The following is an 18932-nucleotide window of genomic DNA, read 5'->3' as shown; positions in this document are numbered from 1 at the left end:
GCAAGTCGTGTAATGGCCAATGCCGCGTTCGTCGAGAACTCGGCGGCGCCGTCGTGCCGCGGTAGCATCAGGTGCATGTTTGTTCCGCGGCCCGGCTCGGACGCGATGCGCACATCGACGCTGCTGGGGGTGCTGGCGCTGCGTGCCCTCACCCCCCTCTCCCAGAGGGAGAGGGAGTCAAGACCGGGAGAAGGTCACCTGCGCAGTCCGGCCCGCCACGTTCACCTGCGCGACCACCTCCGGCGTCTGCGCCAGCAGCACTCCCTTCCTCCACACCTTCAACCGGTTCGCCCGCAGCCGGATCGCCGCCACCACATCCCCTGCCTGCAGCAGCACGAAGCTGGCGTCGCATCCCGCTTTCAGTCCGTAGCCTGGCAGGTGCATCACCTTCGCGGCATTGGCCGTCACCGCATCGAAGCAGGCGCGGATGCCTTGCTGGCTCGTCATCTGCGCCACATGCAGCCCCATGTGCGCCACCTCCAGCATGTCGCCCGAGCCCATGCCGTACCACGGGTCCATCACGCAGTCGTGCCCGAAGGCGACGTTGACGCCGGCGGCCATCAGCTCCGGCACGCGGGTCATGCCGCGCCGCTTGGGGTAGGTGTCGTGCCGGCCCTGCAGCGTGATGTTGATCAGCGGGTTGGCGACCACGCTCACGCCGCTTTCGGCGATCAGCGGGATCAGTTTGCTCGCGTAGTAGTTGTCCATGCTGTGCATGGAGGTGCAGTGCGAGCCGTTCACGCGGCCCTGCAGGCCCAGGCGCTGCGCCTCGAAGGCCAGCGTCTCAATGTGGCGCGAGAGCGGGTCGTCGGTTTCGTCGCAGTGCATGTCCACCAGCTTGCCGCGCTCGGCGGCGAGCTCGCACAGCAGCTTCACGCTGGCGGCGCCTTCGCTCATGGTGCGTTCGAAGTGGGGGATGCCGCCGACGATGTCGACGCCGAGGTCGAGCGCTCGCTTCAGGTTGTCCACGCCGCCGCGGGTGCGCAGCACGCCGTCCTGCGGGAAGGCGACCAGCTGCAGGTCCAGGTAGGGCGCCACGCGCTTCTTCACTTCCAGCATCGCCTCCACCGGCAGCATGGACGGGTCGCTGGTGTCCACGTGGCTGCGGATGGCGAGCAGGCCGCGGGCGACCGCCCAGTCGCAGTAGGCCAGGGCGCGCTCGATCATGTCCTCGGCCTTCAGCAGCGGCTTGAGCTCGCCCCACAGCGCGATGCCTTCCAGCAGCGTGCCGCTTTCGTTGACGCGCGGCAGCCCGTAGCTGAGGGTCGCGTCCATGTGGAAATGCGGGTCGCAGAAGTGCGGGGTGAGGAGGCGGCCGGCGGCGTCGACGGTTTCGTTGGCCGGAGCCAGCAGGCCGGGCGTCACTTCGCGGATGCGGCCGCCCTCGACGGCGACCGACATGTCGGTGCGGCCGTCGGGGAGGGTGGCGTTGGTGATGAGGAGGTCGAGCATGGGGTCTCCGCTCCAATGACGAATGTTAGGCGGGCGCCAGGTCGAACGCGCGCTGGATGAACCACCATCCGGCCAGGGCCGCCACCATCAGCGAGCCGAAGCGCAGGACGCCGACGCGGTAGAAGTTCGTCGCCCGCAGTGCGAAGGCGACCGGCAGGAAGGCCGCGACGATCGCCAGCTGCCCCAGCTCCACGCCGACATTGAAGCCCACCAGCGCCAGGGCCAGCGCGCCTTGCGGCAGTCCCAGGTCGGCCAGCACCGAGGCGAAGCCGAAGCCGTGCACCAGGCCGAACACGAAGGCCATCACCCAGCGGCGCTTGTCCACCGTGCCGCGCAGGTTGTTCAGGGCGGCGACCACCACCGAGGCCGCGATCACCGACTCCACCAGCCGCGAAGGCAGGCTGACGAAGCCCAGCACCGCGAGGCTGAGCGTGATCGAGTGCGCCACGGTGAAGGCCGTCACGACCTTCAGCACTTCGATGCTCGCGGCGCGCAGGCTGCCCGCCGGCAGCCAGCCGTGCGCGCCGCGCACCAGCACGGCGGGCAGCAGCAGGGCCACCAGGAAGAGGATGTGGTCGAAGCCGATCCAGATGTGCCAGATGCCCTCCAGCACGTACTGGCGCAGCGTCTCCCAGGCGCTGGGTGCCGACAGGCGCAGCTGCTGGCGGGCGGAATCGGTGGCGAAGATCAAGGCCTGCGGCTGCGTGGCGCCGGGCGGGGTCCATTGCACCAGGCCGCGGTGGGTCGGGTCCACGTCCAAGAACAGCGAGTAGTCCGCTTGCAGCGATCCGGCCAGGCGCGCGCAGCGGGCCTGCAGCGTGAGCACCGCGTAGGTGCCGTCGCTGTGCCGGTCCAGCATCAGCGGGCCGGCGGGCTGCAGGGGGCAGGGCTGGCCTTGCGAGGACAGCGCGAGGCGGGAGACGGCGAGCTGCTCGATGTCGGCACTGCGCTGGCGGACCTCGCCCCAGGTGAGCTCGCCGTTGCCGTCGCGATCGAGCTGCAGGACGTAGTCGAGATCGCGCAGGGCGATGTCCCAGCGGGCGGTGATGGCCTCGCCGTCGGCGCGGAGGGTGAGGTAGGAGTCGCTGGGTTTGTGGGCGTGGGCGGGAAGCGAGAGGAAGAGGGCCAGAAGGAGGACGTAGGCTGGCGGTGAGCCGCAAGGCGAACCCCAGCGTTGCGCGCGGTGCTGGGGTTCGCGCTTCGCGCTCACCGCCAGCCTACGAAGGAAGGACAGCAGGCGAAGAATCATCGGGAGGCACCCAAGCGCGCCGCCAGCTGCTGCATCACCGGATCCTCGTACCCGCTCTCCCTCCACCACGCCAGCGCCGGCTGCGCCTCCGCGGGCCGCTGCGCCGCCAGTGCGGCGCGCAGCAGCACCTCGGCGTCGCGCGGCTCCTTCTGGCTGGCGTAGTTGCTCTTCGCGTAGGCTAGCGCGCGGGTCGGATCGTTCTGCACTTCGAGCGCCCAGCGCGCGGCTTCCTGTTCATGCAGCTTGTCACCGCGCTGGGCAGCCCCCTGGAAGCGTTCGCGCAGCTGGCGTTCCCAGTCGGCCGTGCGCGCATCCTTGGCGGTGCGACCGGCAAGGGCCAGGCGCAGCAGCAGGATGTCGGAGCGTTCCCAGCCGGCCAGCAACTGCAGCACTTCCGCCGGCCGCTCGCGCAGCAGCAGGAAGTCCGCGAACGAGGCCAGCAGGAACTGGTCGGTGACGCCCTGCGCCAGCGCGCTGCGGTAGTGGCGCTCGGCATCGCCCCAGCGCTGCAGGCGCACCGCCATTTCGGCCAGCCGCGTCTGCGCCCACAGCATCAGCTCGGGCGCCACTTCCTTCTCCGCGGCGACCGCGTCGGACAGCAGGTCGTACGCGGGGATCAGCTGGCCGGTGGTGGCGCGCACATAGGCCGTGCAGCCCTGCGCCAGCAGGCCCGGCGCGATCTTCGCGAGCTGGTCGCATTCCGCGGCCGCGAGCGCATATTTCGCTTCGACCATGTGGATCGCGGCGCGCCAGGCCACGGGCTCGACCGCCTGCGGGTCGACGTCGCTGGCGCGCTTCAGGCTGGCGAGCGCGCCGGCGAAGTCGTGGCCGTATTGCTGCAGCTGGCCGCGCACCAGCCAGTAGCGGCTGTCGCCGGCGGCGTCCTTCTCCAGCGGCGCGATGGTGGAGCGCGCGTAGCCCACGTAGCGCGGGTCACCCTGCGCCATGGCCAGCGCGAAGTAGCGTTCGGCGATGTCCAGCCGCAGTTTCGCGTCGGCGGGGCGGGAGGCGAGCTGGCGGCGCAGGGATTCGACGGCGCGCAGCGCGGGATCGCTGGCCACCGGCAGGCGTTCCACCACCTCGCTGTCGCTGGCCGGCGTGAACGGCGCGGCCTGCGCGCAGGAAGCGAACAGGCAGAACGCCGCGGCCGCGGCGCCTGCGAGGCCCCTCGTCCTCATGCGGCCGAGCCTACTTGGTGCCGAACATCCGGTCGCCGGCATCGCCGAGGCCGGGCAGGATGTAGCCGTGCTCGTTCAGCTCGCGGTCGATCGCGGCGGTGTAGATCGGCACGTCCGGGTGCGCCTTCTGCATGGCGGCCACGCCTTCGGGGCAGGTGAGCAGGCAGACGAACTTGATCGACTTGGGATTGAGTTCCTTCAGCCGCTCCACCGCGGCGATGGCGGAGTTGCCGGTGGCCAGCATGGGATCGACCACGATCACGTCGCGCTCCTCCATGTTGTGCGGCATCTTGAAGTAGTACTCCACGGCCATCAGCGTCTTGGGGTCGCGGTACAGGCCGATGTGGCCCACGCGCGCGCCGGGCACGACGCTGAGCATGCCGTCCAGGATGCCGGTGCCGGCGCGCAGGATGGACACGAACACCAGCTTCTTGCCGTCGATCACGCGCGTGCGGGTCTTCTCCAGCGGCGTTTCGACATCCACCTCCTGCGTCGCCACGTCGCGCGTGACTTCGTAGGTCATGAGCATCGCCAGCTCGTTGAGCAGGCGCCGGAAGCTGTTGGTGCTGGCTTCCTTGTTCCGCATCAGCGACAGCTTGTGCTGCACCAGCGGGTGGTCGATCACGTGGACGTTGTTGTTCTGCATGGTTGCGAGTTTCTCAGAAGACGGTGCCGTCGCTGGCGACCTTGAGGGGCGGCAGGCCGCCGCGGTGGCGCTGCGCCAGCTCGCGGCCGGCGGCCCAGGTGCCGCCTTCGAGCACGCAGGCCAGCGGCATGCGGTGTTCGTCCAGGTGGAGCAGTTTGCGGACCTCCACCGCCAGTTCGTCCATCAGGGCGACCGTGAGGGCGCGCCATTCGACGATGAGCTCGTCGCCCGGCTTCCAGGTCTCGCGCGCGGCCGCCTGGTCGCGCAGGCGCAGCACGCCGGTGTCCAGCAGCAGGCCGCCGTTGCGGTACTCGGGCAGGGCGGTCAGGGCTTCGAGTCCGCGCACCTTCACGCCGGACCAGGCGAAGGGCTCGAGCAGCGAATAGGTGAGCCACTGCGACAGCTTGTGGAAAGGCACCCAGCCGTCGCTGAGACCCTCGCCGCGCACCGCTTCGTGGCGCCAGCAGTCGCCCATGGGAACGGAACCGATGGCATTGCTGGACGGCCAGATGCCCGAGCAGCTCAGGAGGATCTGCGACAGGATGTCGTGCGCCGTCACGTCGGCCGTGCGCGGGACGTCCGGCGCGGGCGACAGGATCTGCGCGTAGATGCCGGAGGGCCGCGGCACTTCGCCGCCGAACACCTCGGGGCGCTCCTGCATCTCCTCGCCCAGGCGCCGCAGCAACACGGCGCGGCCTTCGATGCCCACCAGCGGGTTGTTGTCGCGCACCTGGAAGGCGGACGCCAGGTGGTCCGTCGACAGGCCGCGCAGGCCGGCCGCGTCCACCTGCAGCGGCCGCTTCCGGTCGCTGGAGAACAGGCCGGCGGTGAAGGCGTGGAAGCTCGCCACGCCCAGGCCTTCGGAGCGGGTGAAGGTCTGGCCGGTCGCCGGCTCGACGTACTTCCATTCGTGGCCCGCGCCCGCATCGAGCAGCACGCTCACGAAGGTGAGGTCCACCATCGCCTCGCCCAGCACGGCGTTCGGCACCGGGCCGAGCAGCCGCTCCAGTTCCGCCTTGCGGTCGACGCCGCCGGCTTCCAGGTGGCGCCAGCGGCTGTGCAGCGGGATGTGGCCCTTGGGATAGCGCTTGCGGGTGATGTCAGCCACCTCGCGCGCGGCGGTTTCCATGAAGCCGTCCTCGACCGTCAGCCAGCGCGACTCGCCGGCGCGCGCGCGGGCCAGCAGCTGGCCGCAGCGTTCGCGGATGGCGCGGGTGGAGCGCAGCGCGCTGGCGGCCTCCTCGGCGCCGGCCGAACCGGGGAGTGGCTGCACCGGTGTCACAGGCCGCGTCCCTTGGTCTGCTTGAGCGCGTCGGCGTCGGGCACCGTGCCGGGCGTGAAGTAGCCGGCGGCCTTCTTGGCGTCCATTTCCACGCGTGCGTCGGCGGGGATCAGGCTCTCCGGGATGTCCACGCGTTCGCCGACCTCGATGCCCTGGCCGGTGATCGCGTCGTACTTCATGTTCGACATCGACACCAGGCGGTGGATCTTCTTCACGCCCAGCCAGTGCAGCACGTCGGGCATGAGCTCCTGGAAGCGCATGTCCTGCACACCGGCCACGCACTCGGTGCGGGCGAAGTACTGGTCGGCCGTGTCGCCGCCCACCTGGCGCTTGCGCGCGTTGTAGACCAGGAACTTGGTCACCTCGCCGAGCGCCCGCCCTTCCTTGCGCGAATAGGACACGAGGCCCACGCCCCCGCGCTGCGCGCCCTGGATGCATTCCTCGATGGCGTGCGTGAGGTAGGGGCGGCAGGTGCAGATGTCGGAGCCGAACACGTCGGAGCCGTTGCACTCGTCGTGCACGCGGGCGGTGAGTTCGACCTCGGGGTTCGCCAGGTCGCGCGGATTGCCGAAGATGTAGACGGTCTGCCCGCCGATGGGGGCAGGAAGACTTCCAGGTCGCTGCGGGTGACGAGTTCCGGGTACATGCCGCCGGTTTCCTCGAACAGCACGCGGCGCAGGTCGGACTCGCTGCAGCCGAAGCGCTGCGCCACGCCGGGCAGCCACCACACCGGCTCGATCGCGGCCTTGGTGACGCAGGCGGCGCCGCCGGCCAGCAGGATGTCGTTGTCCGGCTTCAGGCGGCCCTTCTGGATCGCCTCGATCACCTCGGGCAGGATCACGTGCGCCTTGGTCACGGCGATGGTGGGTCGGATGTCGTAGCCGGCGGCGAGTTCGCCGGAGAACACGTCGGCCACCGTGGCACCCCAAGGGTCGAGGCTGACGATCTTGCCGGGGTCGGTCCACTGCGGGTAGGGCCCGATGTGGTCGGTCGGCGCGGTGTTGGTCAGGTCCGCCTTGTGCTCGCGACTGAGCGCGCCGGCGGCGACGGCGAGGGCGCGGTACACGCTGTACGAGCCGCTGTGCGTGCCGATCACGTTGCGGTGCGCGCGCTTGGTGGTCGTGCCGACGATGGGACCGCGCTCCAAGGGGGTCGCCGCACCCCACTGGATGGGCAGGGCGCCCTGGCCGCCGGCGTGGGAGGTCAGCCGGATGTGGCGGGGGCCGGAGTGTCTGTGGGCATAGGGGCACGCGAAGCCAAAAGGCCACTCTAGCAAAGCTGCCGGGGAGTGCAGCACTGTTTCGCTTTCGTCCCTGTAGGCTGGTGGTGAGCCTCCAGGCGAACCCCAGCAGCGCGCACGCTCTATTCGCCGAACTCCCCTGGATCGCGGCGCTGATGCCCCAATCCGCCGGAAGGCGCCCGTCCCGCACGAAGCGATGCAAGCTGGAGTACGGCCAGTCTCGCGCCCGCAACACCCAGCCGTGTTTGACGGGATTGAAGTGGATGTAGTCCATGTGCCGGACGAGGTCGTCCTCGTCACGGATCTGGTGTTCCCAGAAGCGGCGCTGCCAGAGGTTGCGTTCGCCTTTGCGGCCCCGGGCGCCGGAGGATGACTCTGCCAGCGCGCCCTGTTCCTCGAGCTTCCGGGTGAAGGACTGCTTGATCAGCATCCACCGCGAGGAGAAGTCCGGGTCGTCCGGTGGCAGCCGCCAGATGGCGTGCAGGTGCTCGGGGAGGACCACCATGCCTTCTATCTCGAATGGATGCCGCTGCTTGACGATGCGGATGCATTCGCGCAGCTCTGCGATGTGGTCCACGAGGTAGCGCGCGCTGCGGTCTTGCAGGACGACGGTGAAGAAGAAAGTGGCCCCGGCGGCTTCGGCGCGGATGTAGCGGCGCATGATTCCCATGCAACGCCGCCGGCCTTCGCCGGATGTCATTCATTCTGAGTAGGCTGGCGGTGAGCGCAGCGAACCCCAGCTTCGTGGAAGTCAGCTGGAACCGCTGGGGTTCCTTCGTCACCCCAGCCTACGAAAGCCCGGTCCAGGACAGACCAGGCGTGGCCCTATCGCCGCCGCGCCCCACCCAAAATACTCCCCAACACCCCCGCGCGATCTCGCGGCCCACGGAACTGCCGATGGTGCGGATGGCCGACTTGGCGAAGCTCTCCGCCAGGCCTTCGCGCTTGCCGCCGCGCGGGCCGGTGGAGCCGAACAGCACGTCCGACAAGCCGCCGAAGGTGCCACCGGATGGCGCCTGCGCACCCGCGGCGCCGCCGGTGCTTCCGGCCGCGCCGGCAGCAGCGGCATCGGCCGCGCGCGCCTTCAGGTGTTCGTAGGCCGATTCGCGGTCCTCGGTCTTCTCGTACACGCCGGCCACGATCGAGTCGGCCATCAACGCCTTGCGCTGTTCCTGCGTGATGATCCCGATCTGGCTGCCCGGCGGGATGACGTACAGGCGCTCGGTGATCGTGGGCCGGCCCTTGGTGTCCAGGAAGCTCACCAGCGCCTCGCCCACGGCCAGCTCGGTGATCGCCGCCTCGATGTCGAGACCCGGCTTCGGGCGCATGGTCTCGGCGGTCGCCTTCACCGCCTTCTGGTCGCGCGGCGTGAAGGCGCGCAGCGCATGCTGCACGCGGTTGCCCAGCTGCGCCAGCACGGAGTCGGGAATGTCCAGCGGGTTCTGCGTCACGAAATACACGCCGACACCCTTGGAGCGCACCAGCCGCACCACCAGCTCGATGCGCTCGACCAGTACCTTGGGCGCCTCGTCGAACAGCAGGTGCGCCTCGTCGAAGAAGAACACCAGCTTGGGCTTGTCCAGGTCCCCCACCTCGGGCAGCGTCTCGAACAGCTCCGACAGCATCCACAGCAGGAAGGTCGCGTACAGCCGGGGCGAGTTCAGCAGCTTGTCGGCCGCCAGGATGTTCACCATCCCGTGGCCCTTGGCGTCGGTCTGGATGAAGTCGGCGATGTTGAGCATGGGCTCGCCGAAGAACTTGTCGCCGCCCTGCGCCTCGATCTGCAGCAGGCCGCGCTGGATGGCACCCACGCTGGCCGGGCTGATGTTCCCGTATTCCGTGGTGAACTGCTTGGCGTTGTCGCCCACGTGCTGCAGCATCGCCCGCAGGTCCTTCAGGTCCAGCAGCAGCAGGCCGTTGGCGTCGGCGATCTTGAAGACGATCTGCAGCACGCCCGCCTGCGTCTCGTTCAGGTTGAGCATCCGCCCGATCAGCAGCGGCCCCATGTCCGTGATGGTCGCGCGCACCGGGTGGCCCTGTTCGCCGAACACGTCCCACAGGGTGGTCGGGCAGGCCATCGGTTCGGGCATGGTGAGGCCGCGCTCCTGGATGGCCTGGGCGATCTTGCCTTCCAGCTTGCCCGGCTGGCTGATGCCGGTGAGGTCGCCCTTGATGTCGGCCAGGAACACCGGCACGCCGATGCGGCTGAAGCTTTCGGCCAGTTTCTGCAGGGAAACGGTCTTGCCGGTCCCGGTGGCGCCGGTGATCAGCCCGTGCCGGTTGGCCAGCGCGGGCAGCAGGTGCGCTTCGGTTTTGCCATGTTGGGCGATCAGCATCGGTTCGGCCATGGTGCGAAAAGTAGAATGCGGGTATTCGTAGAGTAACTCAGAAGACAACAAGGACGAATCCGTGGCCGGTCACAGCAAATGGGCGAACATCCAGCACCGCAAGGGGCGCCAGGACGAGAAGCGGGGCAAGGTCTGGACGCGGGTCATCCGTGAAATCATGGTCGCGGCCCGCCAGGGCGGCGGCGACCTGTCCGCCAACCCGCGGCTGCGCCTGGCGGTGGACAAGGCCAAGGCGGCCAACATGCCCGCCGACACCATCAAGCGCAACATCGACAAGGCCACCGGCAACCTCGAGGGCGTGAACTACGAGGAGATCCGGTACGAGGGTTACGGCATCGGCGGCGCGGCGATCATCGTCGACACCATGACCGACAACCGGGTGCGCACGGTGGCCGAGGTGCGCCACGTGTTCAGCAAGTACGGCGGCAACATGGGCACCGAAGGCTCGGTGGCCTTCCAGTTCCGCCATTGCGGCCAGCTGATCCTGGCGCCGGGCACCAGCGAGGACAAGGTGATGGAAGTCGCGCTGGAAGCCGGCGCGGAAGACGTCATCGCCGACGAGGACGGCGCCATCGAGGTGATCACCGCCCAGGGCGACTTCGAGGCGGTGAAGAATGCATTGGAAGCCGCCGGCCTGAAGCCGGAAGTGGCCGAAGTGACGATGCGGCCCGAAAACACCATTCCGCTGGCCGGCGAGGACGCCGCGCGGATGCAGAAGATCATCGACATGCTCGAAGACCTGGACGACGTCCAGAACGTGTATCACAACGCGGAAATCACCGAGTGAAGGTCCTCGTCATCGGCGGCGGCGGCCGCGAGCACGCGCTGGCCTGGAAGCTGGCGCAGTCGCCCAAGGTGCAGGCGGTCTACGTCGCGCCCGGAAACGGCGGCACCGCGCTCGACGCCCGGCTGGAGAACGTGCCGATCACCGACCTGCGGCAGCTGCGCGACTGGGCGCTCAAGCAGAAGATCGCGCTGACCGTCGTCGGCCCGGAAGCCCCCTGGCGGCCGGCGTGGTGGACGACTTCCGCGCCCACGGGCTGCGCATCTTCGGGCCCACGCAGGCGGCCGCGCAGCTGGAAAGCTCCAAGGCCTTCTCCAAGGCCTTCATGGTGCGCCACAAGATCCCGACGGCGGAATACGAGACCTTCACCGACGCCGCGCAGGCGCATGCCTACGTGGACCGCAAGGGCGCGCCCATCGTGGTGAAGGCCGACGGCCTGGCCGCGGGCAAGGGCGTCGTGGTGGCGATGACGCCGGCCGAGGCGCACGAGGCGATCGACTTCATGCTCCTGGACAACAAGCTGGGCGTGACGCACAACGCGGGCGGCGCGCGGGTGGTGATCGAGGAGTTCCTGCAGGGCGAGGAAGCGAGCTTCATCGTCCTGTGCGACGGCAAGAACGTCACCGCCCTGGCCACCAGCCAGGACCACAAGCGCCTGCTCGATGGCGACCAGGGGCCCAACACGGGAGGCATGGGGGCGTATTCGCCGGCGCCGGTGGTGACCCCGAGGTGCACGCGCGGGCCATGCGCGAGATCATCCTGCCCACCATCCGCGGCATGGAGAAGGACGGCATCCCGTACACCGGCTTCCTCTACGCCGGCCTCATGATCACCAGGGACGGGCAGGTGAAGACGCTGGAGTTCAACTGCCGCATGGGCGACCCGGAGACGCAGCCGATCATGATGCGGCTGAAGTCCGACCTGTTCGACGTGATGCTGGCGGCGACCTCCGGTGGCCTGGACCAGGTGGACCTCGAATGGGACCGGCGCGTCGCACTCGGCGTGGTGGTGGCCGCGGGCGGCTATCCCATGGACCCGCGCAAGGGGACGTGATCAGCGGCCTGCCCAAGGAGACCGAGGAGTCCATGGTGTTCCACGCCGGCACCACCGCCCAGGACGGCCACACCGTGACCTCGGGCGGCCGCGTGCTGTGCGTCACGACGCTCGCCAGCACGGTGAAGGCCGCCCAGATGCACGCCTACGAACTGCTGCGCGGCATCTCCTTCGAAGGCGCGCAGTACCGGCGCGACATCGGCCACCGCGCCGTGAAAGGCTAGCGATGGAGTCCGGGATCACCGCCGTGCGCGGCTGGCTCACGGGCCTGCAGCAGCGCATCGCCGAGGCCGCCAGCAGAGCTGGACGGCAAGCCCTTCCGGGCCGACGCATGGAAGAAGGAGCCGGGCGAGCCGCTGCAGGGCGAAGGCGTCACGATGATCCTGGAAGAGGGCAACGTGTTCGAGCGCGCCGGCGTCGGCTTCTCGCACGTGCGCGGGCCCAAGTTGCCGCCCTCGGCGACGCAGCACCGGCCCGAGCTGGTCGGCGCCTCCTTCGAGGCCATGGGCGTGTCGCTGGTGTTCCACCCGCGCAACCCCTTCGCGCCCACGGTGCACATGAACGTGCGCATGCTGGCCGCGCTGCCCGCGAACGCGCCGGCGGTGTACTGGTTCGGCGGCGGCATGGACCTCACGCCCTACTACGGCTATGAGGAAGACGCCGTCCACTTCCACGGCGTGTGCCGGGAAGCGCTGCAGCGCTTCGGCGCGGACAAGTACCCGCGCTTCAAGCAGTGGTGCGACGAGTATTTCTTCCTGAAGCACCGCAACGAGCCGCGCGGCATCGGCGGCATCTTCTTCGACGACTACTTCGAGGACGGCTTCGACCGCAGCTTTGCCTTGGTGCAGTCGGTCGGCGACCATTTCCTGGACGCCTACCTGCCGGTGCTCAAGCGCCGCAAGGACAGTCCCTACACCCCGTGGGAGCGCGAATGGCAGCTGCTGCGCCGTGGCCGCTACGTCGAATTCAACCTGGTGTGGGACCGCGGCACGCATTTCGGCCTGCAGTCCGGCGGCCGCACCGAGTCGATCCTGATGTCGATGCCGCCGCACGCCGCCTGGGCCTACCAGCACCAGCCCAAGCCGGGCTCGCGCGAGGAGGAGCTGCTGCAGCGCTTCCTGGTTCGCAAGGACTGGGTTTGAGCCACGCCCCGGCACGGGTGGGCATGTTCGGGGGCGCCTTCGATCCGCCGCACCGTGCCCATGTCGCGCTCGCCCGGGTGGCCATCGACCAGCTGCCGCTGGACCGGCTGTACGTCTTTCCCACCGGCAATGCCTGGCACAAGGCGCGCACGCTGACGCCGGCCGCCCAGCGCCTGGCGATGACGCAGCTGGCCTTCGCCGGCCTGCCGCAGGTGCAAGTGGACGACCGCGAGCTCAGGCGCGCCGGCGCCACCTACAGCGTGGACACCCTGCGCGAGCTGCAGGCCCAGCACCCCGGCGCCCGCCTGCACCTGCTGATGGGCGAAGACCAGGCGGCCAGCTTCACCAGCTGGCGCGACTGGCAGGAGATCGCGCGGCTGGCCGTGCTCTGCGTGGCCGGCCGCGGCACGGGCGAGGGCGTGGCCGCCCTGCGCGCGCTGCCCGGCGTGCGCCTGGAGACGCTGCAGCTGCCGCAGATGCCCGAAAGCGCCACCGAGATCCGAGCCCGGCTGACAGCGGGGCAGGACATCACCGAACTGGTTGAGCCAGCCGTTGCCAGTTATATTGAATCCCACGACCTCTACCAACCCACCTGATGACGACAGAAACCGCCGCGAAGAAGGACACGCAGAAACTCCAGAGGGCCATCGTCGATGGCCTCGAAGACGTGAAAGGCCAGGACATCCAGGTCTTCAACACCGAGCACCTGTCCCCCTTGTTCGAGCGCGTGATCGTGGCCTCCGGCACCTCGAACCGGCAGACCAAGGCGCTGGCCTCCAGCGTGGTGGACGCGGTGCGCGAAGCGGGCTTCCCCAAGCCGCGCATCGAGGGCGAGGACAACGGTGAGTGGATCATCGTGGACTGCGGCGCCGCGGTGGCCCACATCATGCAGCCCGCGATCCGCCAGTACTACCACCTGGAAGAGATCTGGGGCGAGAAGCCGATCCGGCTGCGCCTGGGCGCGCCCAAGCCCGCGATGCCCGAACGCGCGCCCGCTCCCGTGGCGAAGAAGGCGGCCAGCCCGTCCCTGCGCCGCAGCACCGCCGTGAAGACCATGGAGCGCGAGGCGAGCGCCGCGAAGAAGGCCGCCAAGAAGACGGCGGCGAAGAAGACCAGCGCCAGGAACACCGCGCGCTCGGCGGCCGGCCAGGCCGCGCTGAAGGCGCCGGCGAAGAAGGCGCCCGCACGCGGGGCGGCCTCGAAGAGCGCACCGGCCCGCAGCGCCCCGGCCAGAAGTGCCCCCGCCCGGAGCGCGCCGTCCCGGAGCGCCCCGGCCAAGAAGGCTCCCGGCAAGAAGTCGCCCAGCCGGCGCTGAGCATGCGCCTGCTGGTGGTGGCCGTCGGCCAGCGCGTGCCTGACTGGGCGCAGGCCGCCTGGGAGGACTACGCCAAGCGCTTCCCCCGGAGATGCGGCTGGAGCTCAAGGCGGTCAAGACCGAACCCCGCGCCTCGAAGACGCTGCCGGCGCTGCTGGCGGCGGAGCGCGAGCGCATCGAGGCGGCGATCCCGAAAGGGGCGCGTGTCGTGGCGCTGGACGAGCGCGGCACGCAGCTCACCACCGTCGCCCTGGCCGCGAAGCTGAAGGACTGGCAGCTGGAGAACGACGTCGTGGCGCTGGTGATCGGCGGGCCGGACGGCCTCGATCCCGCCTTCCGCCAGGCGGCGCACGAACGCATCCGCCTGTCCGACCTGACGCTGCCGCACGCCATGGTGCGCGTGCTGCTGGCCGAGCAGCTCTATCGCGGCTGGTCCATCAACGCCGGCCACCCTTACCACCGTGAGTGAGTTCGTCTACCTCGCATCGCAGAGCCCGCGCCGGCGCCAGCTGCTGGAACAACTCGGCGTGCGCTACGAACTGCTGCTGCCCGACGAGGGCGAGGACAGCGAAGCGCTGGAGCACGAGCAGCCCGGCGAAGCGCCCGCGGCCTACGTGCGGCGCGTCACCGGCCTGAAGCTCGATGCGGCGTTGGCGCGTTTGCAGCGGCGCGGCCTGCCCGCGGCGCCGGTGCTCTGTTCCGATACGACGGTGGCGCTGGGCCGCACCATCTACGGCAAGCCCGCCGATGCCGCCGACGCGGCGCGCATGCTGCGCGAGCTCGCCGGCCACACGCACCGCGTGCTGACGGCGGTGGCGGTGCAGGCGGGACGCAAGCGCCTGGCCGCCCTCAGCGATTCACGCGTGACCTTCGAAGCGATGTCGCCGGCGCAGATCCGCGCCTACGTCGCCAGCGGCGAACCCATGGGCAAGGCCGGCGCCTATGCGGTGCAGGGCAGGGCGGCGGCGCACATCGCCCGCATCGCCGGCTCCTACACCGGCATCATGGGACTTCCGCTGCACGAGACGGCGCGGCTGCTGCGATCGGCAGGCGTGCGGACGGCGCCCTGACGTCGGCCAGCAGGATGGACTGCGCGGCGGCCGTCCATTCGGTGACGTCGATCGCCTCCGGCACGATGCCCACGATCTCCCCGCGCTCGTTGGCGGCGGGGCGCAGCGAGACGTGCAGCTGGCGGCGGCCGACCGGCAGCTCCAGCGTCAGGGGCATCTGCACCGGCAGCCCGCCGGCGGCGGCCTCCACGGCCTGGCGGATCGCCTGCGGCGCGCCCGGCGTGCCGGTGAACCAGGGCGTGTCCCAGAACGGCCGCCCCACGACGTCCGCCAGCCGCGCGCCGATGGCCGCGAGCGACGCACCGTTGGTGTCGCGCAGGGTGCCGTCGCATTCCACGAAGCCCTGGTAGATCATCTGCGTCTCGAAGGTGGCGCGCAGCCGGTCGGCCGCGACCTGCTGCCGGCGCAGCGCCTCGCTCAGCTGCTCGGTCCGCTTCTTCACGTGCGCTTCCAGCGTCTCGTTGAACAGGCGCAAGGCCTTCTGCGCCCGCTGCTCCGCCTCGATCAGCGAGGCGAGCCGCGCGCGTTCCTCGCCCAGCTGCCAGTTGGACAGCCGCAGCGCCGCCTCGGCCCGCGCCCGGTCGGTCACGTCGGTGACCAGCACGAAGATCCCGTCCACCTCGCCGCCGCCGTTGCGCACCGGCTGGTAGACGAAGTCGACGACGCAGTCTTCCGCCGGCTGGCCGGGCCGCCGCTGCAGCTTCACCGCGGCCGAGCTGCCCAGGTAGGCCTCGCCGCTGCGGTACACGCCGTCCAGCAGGTCCACGAAACCCTGGGCGATGATTTCCGGCAGCGCCTCGGCCACCGGCTTGCCCACCAGGTCGCGGCCGCCGACCAGCTGGCGGTAGGCATCGTTGATGAACTCGAAGACGTGCTTCGGGCCGCGCAGCAGGGCCACCGGCGCCGGCGCCTGCCGGAACAGCTCGCGCCAGCGGTCGATCTCCAGCTGGCGCTCGCGCCGTGCGTGGACCACGTCGGTGATGTCGTTGCCCTGGTTGAAGATGCCGCCGATGCTGTGGTCCGCCTGCCGGATCGCCGTCAGGCTGTAGTTCCACCAGGTCTCGCGCGGCAGGCCGCCGCGCACCATGGGCAGCATCTGCTCGTAGACCGCCATCCCGTCGCCGGTGTCGAACACCTGCTGGAACTGGGGCCCGACGATGTCCCAGATGTCCGGCCAGGCCTCGCGCGCCGGCTTGCCGAGCACCTGCGGGTGCTTCTCCGCCGGGATCGGCGCCCAGGCGTCGTTGTAGAGGAGGTGGAAGTCCGGCCCCCAGTAGATCGCGGTGGGGAAGCTGGAATGCAGGCACAGGCTGATCGCCATGCGCAGCGCCGGCGGCCACTGGGCCGGCAAGCCCAGCGGATGGGAGTGCCAGTCGAAAGCGCGGATCCGCTCGCCCATGGCGCCGCCGCCCTCGAGGAAATCGGGCAGCCGGGGGTATCGTTCATGGGGAGTGGTGCTACCGGGGTAAAGGCGGCCGCGCCGTTACGGCCGCTGTCGCCCACTCTAGCAGCGAGGCCGCGTTCGCGGGGCCGCTGGGTTATGCTTTCCCCCACATGCAGCAGGACATCCTGGTCAACTGGTCACCGCAGGAGACCCGCGTCGCGATCGTCGAGAACGGCGCCGTGCAGGAGCTGCACGTGGAGCGCACGCTGGAGCGCGGCCTGGTGGGCAACATCTACCTGGGCAAGGTGGCGCGGGTGCTGCCCGGCATGCAGTCGGCCTTCATCGACATGGGCCTGGAGCGCGCCGCCTTCCTGCACGTGGCCGACGTCTGGCAGCGCCAGCCGGAAGGCGAGCCGCCGGCCGTGGCGCGCAACGGCCAGCCGCAGGTGCCCATCGAAAAGCAGGTGTTCGAGGGCCAGGCGCTGATGGTGCAGGTGATCAAGGACCCGATCGGCACCAAGGGCGCGCGCCTGTCCACGCAGGTCAGCATCGCCGGGCGGCTGCTGGTGTTCCTGCCGCAGGACGACCACGTGGGCGTGTCCCAGAAGATCCCGCAGGACCAGCGCGACGCCCTGCGGCGGCGCCTGAACAAGCTGGTGGGCAGCGCCGGCGGCGGCTTCATCCTGCGCACCAACGGCGAGGAAGCGACCGACGAGGAGCTGGCGGAGGACATCGCGTACCTGCGCAAGACCTGGACGCGCATCCGCGAGTCGGCCACGCGCCTGCCGCCGCCGTCCCTGCTGCACCAGGACCTGAACCTGCTGCAGCGGGTGCTGCGCGACCTGGTGACCGAGGAAACGCAGACCATCCGCATCGACTCGAAGGAGCAGTTCGGCCTCTTGCAGGCCTTCGGGCAGGAGTTCATGCCGGCCGCGGCCGGGCGGCTGCAGCTGTACAAGGGCGAGCGGCCCATCTTCGACCTGTATTCGGTCGACGAGGAGATCGCCCGGGCGCTCGGGCGGCGGGTGGACCTGAAGTCCGGCGGCTACCTGATCGTCGACCAGACCGAGGCGCTGACCACCGTCGACGTCAACACCGGTGGCTTCGTCGGCGCGCGCAACTTCGACGACACCATCTTCAAGACCAACCTGGAGGCCGCGCAGGCCATCGCGCGCCAGCTGCGGCTGCGCAACCTGGGTGGCATCATCATCGTCGACTTCATCGACATGCAGCGCGAGGACCACCGCGACGCGGTGCTGGCGGAGTTCCGCAAGCAGCTGGCGCGCGACCGGGTGAAGACCATGTCGGGCGGCTTCTCGCAGCTGGGCCTGGTGGAGATGACGCGCAAGCGCACGCGCGAGTCGCTGGCGCACATGCTGTGCGAGCCCTGCCCGATCTGCCAGGGCAAGGGCACGGTGCGCACGCCGCGCACGGTGGCCTACGACATCCTGCGCGAGATCCTGCGCGAGGCGCGCCAGTTCGACCCGCGCGAGTACCGCGTGATCGCCGCGCCCAAGGTGATCGAGCTGTTCCTGGACGAGGAGAGCCAGCACCTGGCCGGCCTGTCGGACTTCATCGGCAAGCCGATTTCCCTGCAGAGCGAAAGCGCGATGGGGCAAGAGCAGTACGACATCGTTTTGCTGTGAGGTAGTGACCGCCGGTATGATCCGGCGGCATGGCCAAGAGTGAACCCACCCGGCACCTGGACCTCGGGTGCGGGGAAACACCGCGCAATCCGTACGGCCGCGACCAGCTGTGCGGCGTCGACATCGTCGTGCCCGCGCAGGCCGGCGCCTGCGAGATCCGGCGGGCCAACCTGGCGATCGAGCCCATCCCCTACGAGGACGCCAGCTTCGACTCGGTGTCCGCCTACGACTTCTTCGAGCACGTCCCGCGCGTGCTGCTGACGGCCGACGGGCGCTCCACCCGCTTTCCCTTCATCGAGCTCATGAACGAGGTCTGGCGCGTGCTCAAGCCGGGCGGGCTGCTCTATGCCTCCATGCCCTGCTATCCCTCGGAGCAGGCCTTCCAGGACCCGACGCACGTCAACTTCCTGACCATCAGCTCGCACGAGTACTTCACGCAGCCGGCGCTGGCGGCCCGGATGTACGGCTTCGTCGGCCGCTTCGCCACGGTGCGGGTGATCCGCCACTCGCCGCGCGGCGTCTACGAGCCGATGCACTCAGGCTGGCGGCACGACCTGCGGCGCTGGAACCGCGCGCGGCGCGGCGACGTCACCCACCTGCTGTGGGAGTTCACGGCCGTCAAGTGACAGCAGCCGCAGCGCTTCCGCCGCGACCCGTTCCGGGCGGATGGCGGGCAGGCAGAGCGTCGGGCTCAGGCGATGGTCCTCGCAGCCGGCCTTGCCGCAGGGCACGCAGTCCAGGTTCGCCTGCAGCAAGGTGACGCTGCCGGCCTGCTGCATTTCCGCGCGGCGCACGAAGCGCACTTCCTGCGTGCCGGCCGGCCAGGGCGCCCAGCGCTGCGGATTGGTCGGCCCGAAGATCACCAGCACGCGCGTGCCGCAGGCGGCCGCGAGGTGCGACACCGAAGTGTCGGGCCCGATGTAGAGCGCGGCCCCGCGCAGCAGGCCGGCCAGCTGGCCGAAGCCGAGCACGCCCGCATCCACCAGCTGCGTCGCCGGCGCCGCGTCCGCCATCGCCGCGACGCGTTGCCGGTCGGCATCGCCCGGGCCGCGCGTGAGCACGAGCTGGTGGCCCGCGCCGGCGAGCTGCCGGAGCAAGGACCGGAAGTGCTCCTCGGGCCATTCCTTGTACGGCCACATGGAG

13 protein-coding genes and 6 pseudogenes are annotated in these 18932 nt (G+C 69.9%); 9 read left to right on the top strand and 10 right to left on the bottom strand.

Translation table 11 applies throughout. The features are described from left to right. Positions 1-177: 177 nt before the first annotated feature. From HK415_RS07950 to HK415_RS07915, 8 genes and pseudogenes are all read right to left on the bottom strand, one after another. Entirely contained in the window at positions 178-1452 is a 1275-nt protein-coding gene (locus HK415_RS07950; RefSeq protein WP_171557940.1) for an amidohydrolase family protein, read from the bottom strand. A 25-nt stretch (positions 1453-1477) separates the two neighbouring features. Beyond that, the gene (locus tag HK415_RS07945; protein WP_171557938.1) at positions 1478-2701 is read right to left on the bottom strand and encodes a HupE/UreJ family protein; all 1224 of its coding nucleotides are present in this window, start codon (positions 2699-2701) and stop codon (positions 1478-1480) included. Next, entirely contained in the window at positions 2698-3879 is a 1182-nt protein-coding gene (locus HK415_RS07940) for a tetratricopeptide repeat protein (RefSeq protein ID WP_171557935.1), read from the bottom strand. Before HK415_RS07940 ends, HK415_RS07945 begins: the two co-directional genes overlap by 4 nt. Positions 3880-3889: 10 nt before the next feature. Continuing rightward, positions 3890-4525, bottom strand: coding sequence for a uracil phosphoribosyltransferase (gene upp, locus HK415_RS07935; protein ID WP_171557933.1), 636 nt, complete (start codon positions 4523-4525; stop codon positions 3890-3892). Between the two features lie 13 nt (positions 4526-4538). Continuing rightward, positions 4539-5798 carry a URC4/urg3 family protein gene (locus HK415_RS07930; protein WP_309246818.1) on the bottom strand — a complete coding sequence of 420 codons (1260 nt, stop codon included), beginning with the start codon at positions 5796-5798 and terminating at the stop codon, positions 4539-4541. A gap of 5 nt (positions 5799-5803) precedes the next feature. Continuing rightward, positions 5804-7083: pseudogene (locus HK415_RS07925) on the bottom strand (GTP cyclohydrolase II). Positions 7084-7312: 229 nt separating this feature from the next. After that, a pseudogene (locus tag HK415_RS27440) lies at positions 7313-7708 on the bottom strand (REP-associated tyrosine transposase); the annotation flags it as partial. Positions 7709-7872: 164 nt separating this feature from the next. Further along, a pseudogene (locus HK415_RS07915) lies at positions 7873-9395 on the bottom strand (helicase HerA-like domain-containing protein). 61 nt (positions 9396-9456) lie between these two features. Between HK415_RS07915 and HK415_RS07910 the strand changes: the two are divergent. The 7 genes and pseudogenes from HK415_RS07910 to HK415_RS07880 all read left to right on the top strand — a co-directional run bounded on the left by HK415_RS07910 (position 9457) and on the right by HK415_RS07880 (position 14759). Beyond that, entirely contained in the window at positions 9457-10182 is a 726-nt protein-coding gene (locus HK415_RS07910) for a YebC/PmpR family DNA-binding transcriptional regulator (RefSeq protein ID WP_171557929.1), read from the top strand. Continuing rightward, a pseudogene (purD, locus tag HK415_RS07905) lies at positions 10179-11456 on the top strand (phosphoribosylamine--glycine ligase). Before HK415_RS07910 ends, purD begins: the two are co-directional and overlap by 4 nt. A gap of 2 nt (positions 11457-11458) precedes the next feature. After that, positions 11459-12374 (top strand): annotated as a pseudogene (gene hemF / locus HK415_RS07900) (oxygen-dependent coproporphyrinogen oxidase). Next, positions 12371-12970, top strand: coding sequence for a nicotinate (nicotinamide) nucleotide adenylyltransferase (nadD, locus tag HK415_RS07895; RefSeq protein WP_309246621.1), 600 nt, complete (start codon positions 12371-12373; stop codon positions 12968-12970). The pseudogene hemF and the gene nadD overlap by 4 nt, the downstream one beginning before the upstream one ends. After that, entirely contained in the window at positions 12970-13689 is a 720-nt protein-coding gene (gene rsfS / locus HK415_RS07890; protein WP_171557926.1) for a ribosome silencing factor, read from the top strand. Before nadD ends, rsfS begins: the two co-directional genes overlap by 1 nt. 2 nt (positions 13690-13691) lie before the next feature. Then, positions 13692-14158, top strand: a pseudogene (rlmH, locus tag HK415_RS07885) (23S rRNA (pseudouridine(1915)-N(3))-methyltransferase RlmH). Beyond that, positions 14151-14759 carry a Maf family protein gene (locus HK415_RS07880; RefSeq protein ID WP_171557924.1) on the top strand — a complete coding sequence of 203 codons (609 nt, stop codon included), beginning with the start codon at positions 14151-14153 and terminating at the stop codon, positions 14757-14759. Before rlmH ends, HK415_RS07880 begins: the two are co-directional and overlap by 8 nt. On the opposite strand, the gene HK415_RS07875 is transcribed toward HK415_RS07880, so the two are convergent. Continuing rightward, a complete protein-coding gene (locus HK415_RS07875) occupies positions 14692-16158 on the bottom strand; it encodes a PAS domain-containing protein (protein ID WP_171557922.1) in 1467 nt (488 codons plus the stop codon). The two genes, HK415_RS07880 and HK415_RS07875, sit on opposite strands and share 68 nt — an antisense overlap. A gap of 155 nt (positions 16159-16313) precedes the next feature. Here HK415_RS07875 and rng point away from each other — a divergent pair, with 155 nt between their 5' ends. Together rng and HK415_RS07865 are read left to right on the top strand one after the other, a co-directional pair. Beyond that, the gene (rng, locus tag HK415_RS07870; RefSeq protein WP_171557919.1) at positions 16314-17789 is read left to right on the top strand and encodes a ribonuclease G; all 1476 of its coding nucleotides are present in this window, start codon (positions 16314-16316) and stop codon (positions 17787-17789) included. 29 nt (positions 17790-17818) lie between these two features. Continuing rightward, a complete protein-coding gene (locus HK415_RS07865) occupies positions 17819-18415 on the top strand; it encodes a methyltransferase domain-containing protein (protein WP_171557917.1) in 597 nt (198 codons plus the stop codon). On the opposite strand, the gene HK415_RS07860 is transcribed toward HK415_RS07865, so the two are convergent. Next, positions 18326-18928, bottom strand: a complete 603-nt coding sequence (locus HK415_RS07860; protein ID WP_253262122.1) for a glycosyltransferase family 9 protein — start codon at positions 18926-18928, stop codon at positions 18326-18328. The genes HK415_RS07865 and HK415_RS07860 overlap by 90 nt on opposite strands. Positions 18929-18932 lie beyond the last annotated feature (4 nt).

This window comes from Ramlibacter montanisoli (assembly GCF_013087525.1).
GTDB classification, from domain to species: domain Bacteria; phylum Pseudomonadota; class Gammaproteobacteria; order Burkholderiales; family Burkholderiaceae_C; genus Ramlibacter; species Ramlibacter montanisoli.
Note: the sequence above shows the minus strand (reverse complement) of the source record. Positions and strands in the feature narration are given on the sequence as shown.

Bases quoted from the DNA above. Each gene is read 5' to 3' on its own strand.
- HK415_RS07865 (WP_171557917.1), top strand. From the start codon at position 17,819: ATGGCCAAGAGTGAACCCACCCGGCACCTGGACCTCGGGTGCGGGGAA.
- HK415_RS07940 (WP_171557935.1), bottom strand. From the start codon at position 3,879: ATGAGGACGAGGGGCCTCGCAGGCGCCGCGGCCGCGGCGTTCTGCCTG.
- upp (WP_171557933.1), bottom strand. From the start codon at position 4,525: ATGCAGAACAACAACGTCCACGTGATCGACCACCCGCTGGTGCAGCAC.
- HK415_RS07875 (WP_171557922.1), bottom strand. From the start codon at position 16,158: ATGGGCGAGCGGATCCGCGCTTTCGACTGGCACTCCCATCCGCTGGGC.
- rsfS (WP_171557926.1), top strand. From the start codon at position 12,970: ATGACGACAGAAACCGCCGCGAAGAAGGACACGCAGAAACTCCAGAGG.
- rng (WP_171557919.1), top strand. From the start codon at position 16,314: ATGCAGCAGGACATCCTGGTCAACTGGTCACCGCAGGAGACCCGCGTC.
- HK415_RS07860 (WP_253262122.1), bottom strand. From the start codon at position 18,928: ATGTGGCCGTACAAGGAATGGCCCGAGGAGCACTTCCGGTCCTTGCTC.
- HK415_RS07950 (WP_171557940.1), bottom strand. From the start codon at position 1,452: ATGCTCGACCTCCTCATCACCAACGCCACCCTCCCCGACGGCCGCACC.
- HK415_RS07945 (WP_171557938.1), bottom strand. From the start codon at position 2,701: ATGATTCTTCGCCTGCTGTCCTTCCTTCGTAGGCTGGCGGTGAGCGCG.